9 protein-coding genes are annotated in these 13510 nt (G+C 36.9%); 2 read left to right on the plus strand and 7 right to left on the minus strand.

Going from position 1 to position 13510, the window contains the following annotated elements; genetic code table 11:
• Positions 1 to 716: 716 nt before the first annotated feature.
• The 5 genes from F6K23_RS34145 to F6K23_RS34165 form a co-directional block, all read right to left on the minus strand.
• Positions 717 to 1478 (minus strand): peptidylprolyl isomerase, encoded by a 762-nt coding sequence (locus F6K23_RS34145; RefSeq protein ID WP_293164647.1) that lies wholly within the window; start codon positions 1476 to 1478, stop codon positions 717 to 719.
• A 646-nt stretch (positions 1479 to 2124) separates the two neighbouring features.
• A complete protein-coding gene (locus tag F6K23_RS34150; protein WP_293164649.1) occupies positions 2125 to 4173 on the minus strand; it encodes a biotin/lipoyl-binding protein in 2049 nt (682 codons plus the stop codon).
• Positions 4174 to 5371: 1198 nt separating this feature from the next.
• Entirely contained in the window at positions 5372 to 8095 is a 2724-nt protein-coding gene (locus F6K23_RS34155; RefSeq protein ID WP_293164651.1) for a peptidase domain-containing ABC transporter, read from the minus strand.
• 432 nt (positions 8096 to 8527) lie between these two features.
• Positions 8528 to 9688, minus strand: coding sequence for an RNA-guided endonuclease TnpB family protein (locus F6K23_RS34160; protein WP_293164653.1), 1161 nt, complete (start codon positions 9686 to 9688; stop codon positions 8528 to 8530).
• 168 nt (positions 9689 to 9856) lie between these two features.
• Positions 9857 to 10429 (minus strand): helix-turn-helix domain-containing protein, encoded by a 573-nt coding sequence (locus F6K23_RS34165; protein WP_293164654.1) that lies wholly within the window; start codon positions 10427 to 10429, stop codon positions 9857 to 9859.
• 668 nt (positions 10430 to 11097) lie between these two features.
• Between F6K23_RS34165 and F6K23_RS34170 the strand changes: the two genes are divergently transcribed.
• Positions 11098 to 11259 (plus strand): pentapeptide repeat-containing protein, encoded by a 162-nt coding sequence (locus tag F6K23_RS34170; RefSeq protein WP_293164656.1) that lies wholly within the window; start codon positions 11098 to 11100, stop codon positions 11257 to 11259.
• A complete protein-coding gene (locus F6K23_RS34175; RefSeq protein ID WP_293164658.1) occupies positions 11246 to 12175 on the plus strand; it encodes a hypothetical protein in 930 nt (309 codons plus the stop codon). The genes F6K23_RS34170 and F6K23_RS34175 overlap by 14 nt, the downstream gene beginning before the upstream one ends.
• A 242-nt stretch (positions 12176 to 12417) precedes the next feature.
• Here the strand turns inward: F6K23_RS34175 and F6K23_RS34180 are convergent, their stop codons facing one another.
• Together F6K23_RS34180 and F6K23_RS34185 are read right to left on the minus strand one after the other, a co-directional pair.
• Positions 12418 to 12582, minus strand: coding sequence for a hypothetical protein (locus F6K23_RS34180; RefSeq protein ID WP_293164661.1), 165 nt, complete (start codon positions 12580 to 12582; stop codon positions 12418 to 12420).
• Between the two features lie 15 nt (positions 12583 to 12597).
• Positions 12598 to 12786, minus strand: a complete 189-nt coding sequence (locus tag F6K23_RS34185; RefSeq protein ID WP_293164663.1) for a transcriptional regulator — start codon at positions 12784 to 12786, stop codon at positions 12598 to 12600.
• Positions 12787 to 13510: the final 724 nt, after the last annotated feature.

The following is a 13510-nucleotide window of genomic DNA, read 5'->3' on the forward strand; positions in this document are numbered from 1 at the left end:
CAAAACCCAACAAAAACTTATATCTTTTGTTTTTTTTCGTACAACTTAAACTATAAACTATTTGAATAATAATTTTTCAGTTCAGTTCCATTAGATTATGGGGCTGTTTTTTTGTGACTTTTATTGTAGTTCGATACCAGAGGAAAATCAAAAAAGACATAATTGTGTGAGTTATTTCTTCAACAATTATCTGTTTAGATTGATATAACTTCCTTTTAGCTAATTTTTACTCAATATAGGCAATTATTTCTCTAAAATTTGAGACATAATTGTGTTAGTTAGATGTAGTTTTAAGTTGTTCAAACCCTTGCACCATAAGAAAAGTTAGGCAATAATATAAATGGAAAGAGACAAAAGCAAGTCTAATTCAATCATCAACAAAATTGATTGACTAATTTTCTTAAGGAGCAACTGAAAAATGGCTAACATTAACATCTCTGATTTACGTCCTGCTGGTGCTGACTTATTCTTAGATTCTGAAAGCTACCTCAATGATTTGACTGAGGGAGAAATGACGAACACTTTAGGAGGTAAAGGGTCGTTTATGTTTTGTACCTCGGCCAACAGCGGTTGTAACTCTTTCATGTTCTGCAATCCGAAAAAAAAGTGAAATTAGCCGGGAATGACAGCTTGACTTTGGCTTAACTCAGGAGTTGGAAGCAGAGGTGTTGGGGGCGACAATATTCAGAGCGATCGCCATCCCCAACCCATTAAAGCTATGCAGCAAGAAGTTTACTATTTGATTCTAGACTCGTCACAACTTCAACTGACTCAACTTGCTTCTTAACCCACTCATCAAAAAACTGTGCAAAAATCTGAGAGCGCAACTTATTATCTAACTCTGCTGGAATAATCTCCTCCACAAAAATCAAATGCACTCCCTTAGAAGTTACAATAGGTTTAATCATCTGGGGAGGTTGAGCAGCAAAAACAGCAGCAGAAATCTCTGGTTTCAAATCCTTACGAGACAATACTCCTCGATATCCCCCCTGACGACGTAACTCTATATCCTCGATATATTGATGGGCAACATCATAGAAACTTGTTTCTCCTTCCTGAATAGCATAGAATAATTCCATCGCTAAATCTTCATCATCCAAAACCACTTCATACATAACCACACCAGCATAATTCAATTGATTTTCATAAAAGTATGGCTCAACTTTATCTGCAAACAGATGAGCAACCAATTTTTGAGAAACAATACTTATATAGGCAACTTCTTCTAAATCATCTACAGACAAACAATGTTTTTCCAACCAAGCAAAAGTTTCTTGGGCGCTATGAAGTTTCTTGACAAACCTCATAGTATCTGCTGCTTTCTGAAGTTCTTCAGTCTCTACTTTTATACCTGCTTCCTGAGCTGCATCCATAATAATCTTGCGAGTAATAATCCCTTCTGTAAGCTCAGAGGTTTTTAAGGATAGCTTGACTTGGTTAAGAATATCTTCAGCAGTAATAGTGATAGATTGTGACATGGTTTTTCTCCTATTAATTAATTAAAACAAATGAGTATTAACAGTCATCTAAAGATGACTTTTGCTATTAGCCAAGAAATTCATTTCTTGGCGGGTGAGTTATTCCCCCATACCTGCCAACCAGTGATCAAACTGATGACTCGATAACCCGCTAAGATTAAAATCCTTGGCTAATAGCTCAAGTCATCTCAAAGATGACTTTTACAGGACTTACGCAAAATGTGAAATTATACACCAATTGTAGGGGGCGAATGCCATTCGCCCCTACTATATGTGGTGGTTATGCGTAAGTCCTGTTTTAATTATTTGTAATCTGAGGCTCTCGCTCACGCAAAGAAACAGGATGCTCCCACTGGTGAAAAATTAAATCTTGACAGACGAACAGTGACAATTTCCAATACTTGTACCCCTAGTGACAGCAGATTCCAAGTATATGAAGTACAGGTATTAAAATGAAATGTTCTCAGCATCTTGCCCGCGTGGGTGTACATCACCAAGGTAGAATCTGCTGTAATTGTCAATTATTAATTATTCAGGACTTACGCAAAGGCACTACATAAGGGGTATTGCTCAGTTACGCTAGCGCTAACACACCCTACCAATAGCTTCGTTAAACCGCTAGTTAATTGTCAATTATTAATTATTTCTACAAATCTAAACCTCCTTTTTGCAATTTCTTAAACGGATCAAGAATAAAATCAATCAGACGACGCTGACGCACAACAACTTCTGCCGTTGCCGTATCTCCAGGACGCAAAGCAATACACTCATTAGCAGCAGGAATACAAGTCTCATCCAACTCAATTTCTAACTCATAAATTGCTATATTCCCCTCAGCAGTTTCTTGCACTTGTGAAGTAGGAGAAATCTTTTTTAAGGTTCCCTCTACTACACCATAATCCTGAAAAGGATAAGCATCAAATTTCATCTTCACCTCCATTCCTTTCTTTAATGAACCACTTTCTGAAGTTGCCATTTGCGCCTTCAAAAAAAGATTTTTACCTTGTGGTGATACTTCCACAATCATTTCTCCTTGTTGCACAACATCTCCCACACCTTCAATGGGCAAATTAAAAATAGTACCTCCTTGTTGCGCCCTAACTACTCGTTGCTCCAACTCAAAATTTAAAGAATCAATCTCTTTTTTTGTCTGAGAAATTTCACCCTGAGCGCTAATAATTTGACTATCCATATTCTTAAGCTGCTCTTTTATTTTTGACATGGCAATATCTCCAGAATGAGTAATAGTTTGAGAATTATTTTCTTGTTCTGTTAAACGTAATTCTGCTTGCTCAATATCTGCTTTTGCTTGATTAATTGTTCTTTCATAACTACTCTTTTGTTCTGCTAGACGTAACTCTGCTTGCTCAATATCTGCTTCTGCTTGATTAATTGTTCTTTGATAACTACCTTTTTGCTCTGCTAAACGTAATTCTGCTTGTTTAATATCCGCCTCTGCTTGATTAATAATTCTTTGATAACTACCTTTTTGTTCTGCTAAACGTAACTCAGCTTGCTCAATATCTGCCTCCGCTTGATGAATAACCCGGTCGTAACTACCTTCTTGCTCTTCTATTTGTAGTTTTGCTTGTTCCCGGTCTGCTTGACTTTGTTCCCATATTCTTTGTCTTTCTTCTCCTATACCCTCCTTTTCAACTACCTGAATTTCTGTAACTGCACCCTGTTCCCAAAGATTACGATAACGTTCAACTTCTCTGAGAGATTTTTGCCAGCGAATTTCTGATAATTTATAAGCAGTATTACTATCATCTAACTGCTGTTTTGCTTGATTAACTTGAGCTAATTTTTCTTCCTTTTGTAAACTTAATATTCTCCTAGCAGCTTCGAGATTTTGTTCTGCTTGATGAACTTGTGCTAGCTTTTCTTCCCTCTGTAAATTTAATGTTCTTCTAAGAGCTTCGAGATTTTGTTGTGCTTGATGAACTTGAGCTAATTTTTCCTCCCTCTGTAAATTTAATGTTCTTCTAAGAGCTTCAAGATTTTGTTGTGCTTGATGAACTTGTGCTAGCTTTTCCTCTTCTTGTAAATTGTAGGTCGTATTCAGAGAATGAAAGTTTCGTCGTACTTGCTCTACCTGAGCTACTTTTTCTAATGTTTGGGATTGATTTTGTCGTTCTTGGGTACGAAGTTCGATTTCTAATTGACTTTTTTGTTGTTCAATTTTACTCAGTCTATTTTGTTGACTTTGCAGTTGAATATTAAGTTGAGCAAGTCGGTCGCGAATAGGGCGAGATTCTAATTCTATTAAAATATCTCCAGCTTCAATTTTGTCTCCTTCTTTAACATAAACTTTCTCAACTTTTGCCGTTTGTGTATATACTGTTGCAGCCGTAAATGTTAAATTTAACTCTTGTTTAAGAGTACCACCTTGAGGTTCTAAACGCCCTCTAGCAGTACCAGTTTCATCTACTTTAGAAAACATTCCCCAGGGAAGAGCGATCGCTACAAATATTATTAAAAGATATAGTAATCCTCGCGTCCAACGTTGGGGTAAAGCATCTAATAATTCTTTAGTAGCAAAAGACCAATCATCAACAGATGTATTTGTATCTAGTTTGGTAACATCTGGCTCTGAAATTTTGGAGTTATTTAAACTTTTTTCTAGTGTTACTAAGTCAGTGTCTAAAGGTTTATGACCGTTTGATTCTAATGTTAAATTGAATTGTTGTGGCATAATTTTTATCAGTTATTAGTTATCAGTTATCCATTATCAGTTCAGTTGAGGTTTGAAACCCCTAAAATCTTAATTTTGAATGCATTAATTTTGAGTTTTGAATTGCCTTACGCAGGGACTCTACATATAGGGAGGACGAATGCCATTCGCCCCTACATTTTGACTTTGAACTTTCCATTTGAAAACCCTAAAATCTTAATTTTGAATGCATTAATTTTGAGTTTTGAATTGCCTTACGCAGGGAGTCTACATATAGGGAGGGCGAATGCCATTCGCCCCTACATTTTGACTTTTAACTTTTCAATTGAAACCCCCTAAAATCTTAATTTTGAATGCATTAATTTTCAATGCATTAATTTTCAATTTAAAACCTTAAAATCTTACTTTTGAATGCATAAATTGCATGAATTTCCTTACGCAGGGACTCTACATATAGGGAGGGCGAATGCCATTCGCCCCTACAGTTTGACTTTGAACTTTCCATTTGAAACCTCTAAAGTCTTACTTTTAAATGCATGAATTTTCAGGTTTAACTTTTCAATTGAAACCCCCTAAAATCTTACTTTTGAATGCATTAATTTTGAGTTTTGAATTTCCTTATGCAGGGACTCTACATATAGGGAGGGCGAATGCCATTCGCCCCTACAGTTTGACTTTGAACTTTCCATTTGAACCCCCTAAAATCTTACTTTTGAATGCATTAATTTTGAGTTTTGAATTTCCTTATGCAGGGACTCTACATATAGGGAGGGCGAATGCCATTCGCCCCTACAGTTTGACTTTGAACTTTCCATTTGAACCCCCTAAAATCTTACTTTTGAATGCATTAATTTTGAGTTTTGAATTTCCTTATGCAGGGACTCTACATATAGGGAGGGCGAATGCCATTCGCCCCTACAGTTTGACTTTGAACTTTCCATTTGAAACCCCTAAAATCTTACTTTTGAATTTTAAAGTTTAACTTTTCAATTGAAAGCCCTAAAATCTTAATTTTGAATGCATGAATTTTCAGGTTTAACTTTCCTGACGCAGGGACTCTACATATAGGGAGGGCGAATGCCATTCGCCCCTACAGTTTGACTTTGAACTTTCCATTTAAAACCCCTAAAATTTTACTTTTGAATTTTTAATTTTGACTTTTGAATTCATTTCTTACTTTTGACTTTTGACTTTTGAATTCAAAATTTTGAATTTCCATTTAACTTTCCAATTGTTGACGATTTAAATAATAATAATGTCCCCGTTTCGCCATCAATTCTTCGTGATTTCCCTGCTCAATTAACACCCCCCTATCCAACACTAAAATTACATCAGCTTTTCTCACAGTAGATAAACGGTGCGCAATAATTAACGTAGTGCGACCCTGGAGAATACTATTCAAATTTGTCTGAATAATACGCTCCGACTCAACATCCAAATGAGAAGTCGCCTCATCAAAAACCAATAAACGAGGATTTCCCAACAAAGCACGAGCGATCGCCAATCTTTGCCGTTGACCACCAGACAACAAACCCCCACCTTCACCAATCTGAGTTTCATAACCCATCGGCAACCTTTGAATAAATTCATCAGCACCAGCTAACTTTGCTGCTTGTACAATATCCTCAAGAGTTGCAGAGGGATGAGCAATAGTCAGATTTTCCCGAATAGTGCCACCAAATAAAAAAGTATCCTGGTCAACCACACCTACTTTGTTGCGCAGGGATGGCAACGAAATAGTCGTCATATCATAACCATCAATCAAAATTTTCCCATCAGTAGGCGGATATAACCCCAAAACCAACTTAGAAATCGTTGTTTTCCCAGACCCAGAACGCCCCACTAAAGCCACAGTTTGTCCCGCTTTAACCTCAAAACTCAAATTTTCCAAAACATTAATATCGCTTTCTGGGTGGTAACGGAAAGTCACATTATCAAAAACAATATTACCCCGTAACTCTACCAAATACTGACGCCCTTCTGATTGTAAATCTTCCTCTGGTTCAGTATCAATCACATCATTGATGCGCTCCACCGCAATAATTACCTCCTGTAACTGATTCCACAAAACCGTCAGTCGCTGAAAAGGACTAATCACAGTGCCAATCAACATATTAAAAGCCACCAACTGCCCAATAGTTAACTCCCCTTGAATCACCAACCAAGCTCCAAACCATAGTAACCCTGTCGTTACTAAAGATTCAATAGTTAAACTGAATATTTGCAGTCGGTTACTAATCACCTGTCCAGAAAAGTTTTTTCTGATTGACTTATTCAGAAATTCCTCCCATCGCCAGCGTACTGTTTGCTCAACTGCTAGAGACTTGACAGTACTTACACCAGTCAGAGATTGAATCAGATAACTACTTTCTTCAGCTAGAGCGGCAAATATTTCTCTAGAGATTTTTTGTAGGAAGGGTGTGGCAATAAGTGCTAATAAAAAAAACGGTGGCACAATAACCAATGCTAGTAAAGCCATTTTCCAGCTATACCAAAACATTAGTCCTAAATAAATGAAAACTGTCAGCAAATCCAACACAATAGAAAGAGCTTCCCCAGTGAGGAAATTCTCAATTTTCCGATTTTCTTGAACCCGAGCAATAATATCCCCCACATAACGAGACTCGAAAAAACTCATGGGTAGTCGGAATGTGTGACGAATAAACCCAACAATCATCGCTAAATGGACTTTATTAGCAGTGTGGTCGAGCAGATATTGTCGCAAACCTGTCATGGCAACTTGAAATAAACCAAAGATAACTAAACCTAATCCCACTGCGGTTAGAGTTAGAGTGCTACCTTGAACAACTACCCGGTCCAGCAGTAGTTGGGTAAATAGAGGCGTAATTAATCCAAATATTTGAATTAGTAGAGAAGTGATAAATACTTCCAACAACACTTGTCCATGAGGACTGACCAACTCAAAAAATTGCCAGAAGGGAGTGGTGGAATTTTTGAGTTGTTTGATTAAAGCAGTAGGTTGTAGGAGTAGGGTGTAACCAGTCCAACAGTCTTTAAATTCTGAGTAGGTGAGATGGCGTTGACCAATAGCAGGGTCAGCAATGATCACCTGTTTAGGGGTTATTTCATAGACTACTATATAATGTTTGCCTTCCCAGTGGGCGATCGCTGGTAATTTTTGTTTAGCTAGTTGGTCAAGACTTGCCTTAACTGGTCTGGTGGAAAATCCGATACTTTCTGCTGCAGCAGATAATCCTCTGAGTGAAGCACCGTTACGGTCCACATTGGCAATGTCCCGCACCCGATTGACGCTGAAATTTTTGCCCCAGTAACGAGCGACCATAACTAAAGAAGCAGCACCACAGTCAGAACCGCTTTGTTGAGCAAAGAAGGGATAGCGTTTGGTGATGCGCTGCCAGAGATGACCTACTCGTTGGGTGGGACTAGGGAAATAAGCTTTGTTAATAGTTTTTTGTGGTTTTACCTCTGGTTGCCTATATTCAGTTATGTTCGCTTCTGGCAGATTTTCATCAGAGGAATGGGCAGTTTCTGGCTCACCTTTTTTCTGTAGAGAGTCGAGTTTGAGAGCAACTTGATGAAGATGTTCTCGGATTTCCGGGTGTTTTTGAATTAGTGGAAGAAGGCTTTCTCCAGGGAGATAGGAGAGTTTGAGGTTTACTGATGCTCTTGCTGAGTAGGGTTGAAAGGAATGATTAGGAAATAGAGTAGATTCCCCAAATGAGGCTCCTCCATTGAGGGTAGCGATTAATTCACCCTGACTATCTAATAGTCTAACTTTGCCCGCAGTTACAATATATATACCTGGTTGAGCATCTGCTGCTTGCCAAAATTGACCAACTTTTGGTGTCAAATGTTCTGTAGTTTTTAAGCAATTTTCTATTTCTTTTTGTGAAAGTTGATATCCCAAGACATCAGAGAGCCGCCCCTGAGTCAATGCAGGGGTAGATGCATTTTGAACCATAACTCAAAATTTTATTTACTAAATATTTGTTATTAGCTGTTAAAGAAGCGGTCAGCAATCAGTAGGAGCATTTTTTTTGACCGCAAAATTTTGGTCAATAGCTTCCTCTTTTAAGGGGGATAAAAAAAGAAAATATCCTATATTTCAAGCCTCCTTATTGCAGAGGTACTGTTAACGAAGTCAGAAGTCAGAAGTCAGAAGTTAACCCACCCCTAACCCCTCCCAGGAGGGGAAGTAGGGGATGCGTGAGCAACTCTCCAAAAATATTGCGCCTTAAAAGACGGGGTTGCGCGACCCTTATGATTTTGATAACTGTTAGCGTAGCTCCTCCGACAGGAGGCTAACTGATCACTGAAATGTTGATATCCCAAGACATCAGGAATTTGCCGTTCTTAGAAACTTATGATTATCTATATAAATCTATGATTTTCTCTAAATAACCTGTTCTATTCCTGCTTCGCTCCTGGCAACGTCGGCGTTATCCAGTCCACAGGCTGTCACGGTCGAACTAACCGCCATAGCTAAATTTAACGCTGCATTCAAATCTCGATCACAACTGAAATTGCAGTGTTCGCAATTAAATACTCTCTCTGACAAAGACAGAGACTCTTTAACAGTTCCACACCTACTGCAAGTCTTAGAACTAGGGAACCATCTATCAACAATAATTAGCTCAGAACCGTATAACTCACACTTGTAATCTAACTGTCTGCGAAACTCATAAAAACCCATGTCAGCAACTGCCTTAGCTAATTTATGGTTAGCCATCATTCCTGATACATTAAGGTCTTCTATTACTATTTGACTGTGGTTTTTAGCCAAATAAGTAGTCAGTTTATGCAATGTATCTTTTCTGATGTTTGCTATTGTGTTGTGTAATTGAGCTATTTTGAGTTGCGCTTTCTTCCAGTTATTGGAAAACTTGGTTTTATGTCTGTTAAGGTATTGCAGTCGGGATAATTTAGATTCTAACTTTTTGTAAGATTTAGCCCCTTCAAATATCTCGCCAGTTGAGAGTGTAGCTAAAGTTTTTACACCTAAATCTACACCAACTACATCTGCTGATTTCTCAGTAATTATGGTTGCTGTCTCTACTTTGAAACTGATAAACCAACGGTCCGCTTTTCTGTTAATAGTTACAGATTTAGGGATAACATTATCTGGTAATATTTCATAAGTTTTAACCCATCCAATTCTTGGTAATTTTATGTGATTAAAGCTTACCGATATTGAGCCATCTAAAGTGAAACTATCGTCTTTACCTTTTTTCTTAAATTTAGGTTGACCAGACACTTTACTAAAGCAACGCTTCCAAGCATTTGATAAATACCTCAAAGCGTATTGAGGCGCTGTTTTAGATACTTCATAATACCAGCAGTTTTTGGGTTTAACCATTGCTATTAAAAGTTTATGTAGGTCGATTGCGGTAGGAAATTTCAGTTTACTACCTGGATTATTAGAATTGTGATTAAGAATGTTCCTAGTTAACCATAGTCCCCAATTATAGGCATGGCGAGCTACACCAGCGTGTTTAGCCAGCAATGTTTTTTGCTGGTTATTCGGATGTAGTTCAGTTTTGAATCCAAGTAGCATAAACAGATAATCCCAGATTTTTATAGATAATACCAGATTTTAGCCAACAGTTACAAGCCCTCTAGCTTGCCAAGCATTCCGGACCAAAAGGATATTTTGACCCCGACTCAACCATCCAGCGCTTGGGGTTGCTAGGGACTTTAACCCAGAGCTGCTAAAAGCTGATAGCTAGTTAAAAGTGTTGAAACTTAACATTCCTAAAGATTTGCTTTGATTAATATCAAAGTTCAGATCGCGAATGACAATATTTTTCCCATTAATATCTTGACCAGACATTTCTTCAGCTTTCGGTGGCTTTGGTTTAGTCGATAAACCCATTTGTTTGAGTAAGCGGTTAATGTGGCGATCGCTCAACTGCGTACCAAATTCTGTTGCTAAATGTTTGCTTAACCAATTAGCAGTCCAGCGACCGAATACATAACCAAATTCCTTGGGACTATTAGTTACTAACTCTTTCAAACGTTCTAAATATTGTTCGTTAACTTCTTGGGGACGACCTATGGGATGATTGTTCCATTGGTGAGCTTGACCAGACTTAGCAACAAGTATCCAATGTCTAGCTGTACCAGGAGAACAACCTATAGCTTTACAGATTTGGCCTTGGGTTTTGCCTTCATCTGCTAGCAGCATAATTTCTATTCTCTGGCGATATTGCCACGGCAACTTATCGTCTAGATTTTTTTCTAGAAGTTTACGCTGAAAAAATGTTAAATAGTTTCCATGGACATCTGACTTACTCATTTTGACTTGGGAGTTTGAGCGATCGGACAACATAGGTTTATTGTTTATAGCTATTTGTTAATAACTCCGTTTATTGTTGGAGTACGGAGCGTTAAATCATTCACTGGGTAATTGTAGCCTTCTAACGCATCCTACTGGAATGGACTTAAGCTACGAGAGCAAGATGCCCCCACTACCCAATATCTCATTGTTGACGATTCAGATAATAATAATGTCCCCGTTTCGCCATCAATTCTGTGTGATTTCCCTGTTCAATGGATAGTATTCCCTGAATCAAACACTAAAATTACATCAGCATAGGTTGATAATTATTTATTAATAACTCCGTTTATTTTTGGAGTAAATATATTTCTCAGCTACAGTTACTTATGCAATTTTATGGATTGAAAAAAGTAGACCACAGTAGGTCAAATGGCCATTTGCTAACGCAAAGCTCCGCTTTATATGTTGCGGAGGAAAACGCCCCGACACGATTTGTGGCTCATCAATCAGCAAAAGCGCTGTAAGATTCAGACAACACGAGATTTTTTTTTCTCTCCTTGATAATAAGTGCTTAGTTTGAAAATTAAGTGTTTTCTTCCTTCTTCCTTAAGAATAGTTGTTAAGTTTTTTGAAATCAGTGGTCAATTTTCCTTTAGTTAATTTTTATTGCTGGATAGATACAAAATATGAATCAGTGTAAACGTAAAATATTGCAACAATATCAACAAGGTGAACGAAATTTCCAAAGAGCTAATCTTAGAGGTCTGTCTTTTAAGGGAAAAGATTTGTCTGATGCAGATTTCAGTTTTGCTGATATTAGGAGTACTAATTTTCGTGATAACTACTAGAACTAAACTCAATGGTATCAAATGTGATTATGTTTATATGCGTCTGCCTCCAGATAAACGACCAGACTTTTTCAAACTTTCACCCAAAGATACTTTAAACGATAATCCTCGCCGCGAACCTGCTAACTGGAATAGGAATTTTCAAGAAGGAGAATTTGTTGATTTTATTACTCCAATGATAGAAACTCTCAACTTTTATCATGCAGAAAAAGTTGACCCTAGAATAGTTGCCTATTCATTTCAGAAGTTACAAGAAGACCATCCAAAAGCAGAATTAGAAATTATTTCTATGGAAAAACGCGGGAAAAATCGTCAGGGATTTTTGTTAAAAGCTGACACTGCACCTGAAGCAGATCATTCAATATTACACGCAGAATATTTTGATACTTATGATAGACTAAAAGCACTTCCACCTGAACAACTTAGATTGCTTTTGGTAGAGAGGCAAAAATATACAAAAAGATTAGAAGCTTGGGTAGATACAGCAGTTAATCGCCCTGGTGTTAATATACAAAATAGTAATAAAGGAGATACAATTATGGCAGAAAAGACTGGAGATAAAATTGATACCGATAAATTTATAGGTGTAGGTTTCAACAAAGATGGAGGAAAAATTGAAGGTTCAAATTTTGCTGAAACAATTTACGAATCTCAGGAACAAAATTTAGCACAAGCAGCAAAAGATATTCAAGAATTATTAGAGCAACTAGATGAAACTTACCCCTCAGATACAACAGCAGGCAAAATGAAAATTGCTACGGAAGTAATTACACAAATTGATAATAATCCAACAAAGGCACAAAGAATATTAAGTGCTATAAAATCTGGTGGAGTTGCTGCTGTTGAACAATTACTTAATCATCCTGCTAGTACCTTTGTTATTGCAGCATTGGAAGATTGGCAAAAGAGTAAATAAATTAAATAATTTGAAAAATTTTTTACATCTTAATATTTCAGATAAATTGATAACATTAAAAAATTTGGTAGGGGTTTGATAACTAAACCCCTACTATATTAAATTGTACTGATATAACAGTTCTTTAATTTATGAGGTACAGTTTTATATCCCCCCTAACCCCCCTTAATAAGGGGGGAACTGCTTAAAAAGGGGGGAGCAACAAAAAGTAGGAAACCCAACAAAAATAGACCTCTCAATAACTATGCAATATCTATCAATAAAGATGGAGAAATATTGAAAAAATTAGCTAGTTCTTGAATTTTATTTTCTGAAAGTTGGCATTTGCCATTCAATACTTCTAATACCATAAATTCATTACCTAAAATAGGAACTAAATCTTGAGGAGAAAGTTGAGATTCTTCCAATAAAGCTTTGAGAATTTAAACACCACTAATAGTAAGAATTGGTTCGTGTTCCTCTTCATATTCATAGACTAACATTCCTAAAACTTTTAGATAGTCGCGGTCGTCTTTTGTTAAAGAACCTTTGTCTAAAATTGAATTAATCCGATTTTGAGTAGCAATTAATTCAGTTTCGTTAGTTATAGGGCGAGGGGGAAATGTGGTCATTTCAGTTATCAGTTATCAGTTATCAGTTATCAGTTATCAGTAAATCATTCCAGTTTTGAAACTCTGCATTTGATATCCTATTATATCTATAGCAAAAGCCCAGGTTTAGCATTAGAATGTTTTTCCCAGTATATTCTCAGCGTCCTCCGACTGATAATACGCATAAAGAGCGATCGCTACTTATTAATTAAACTTTGTAGTATTATTACACATAATTGAAAAATCCAATGGTCAAATTCTCACAAATGATTTAAGATTTTTATGTATATCTTCTTACTTATTCTTTAAAAATACCAATGACAACAACTAAAACAAAACAAATAAATTGGGAAGCATGAGCATCAGAACTAACAGATATCGAAATTATTACCGAGCCAAATCAAGTTATTAAACTCTCCTTAGACTATTATCATCTCAGCCCATTTTTACAATCCCAACTAAAAGATAAAAGAGCCAATTTAATTGTTCGTCCCACCAATTCAGAATAACTATAGTTAAAGAATTTAGACGGTTGGAGGATTTTAGCCGATCCTGATAAAATCAAATATAAAGATGCTGAATTATTTGCCTATCTCGCAGTAGAAAAACCTATTGCTGGTAAACTACCCGGCATCAAATCAGAGATTATGATGCGGGCTTTTCGTAGCCCTCCAGTATGTCCTATATAGTTAGCTGTCTTGGTACGAAATCAAGACTGCTAACTTCACAGGATAACCAGGGACCT

Source organism: Okeania sp. SIO2C9 (genome assembly GCF_010672455.1).
Lineage (GTDB): Bacteria > Cyanobacteriota > Cyanobacteriia > Cyanobacteriales > Microcoleaceae > Okeania.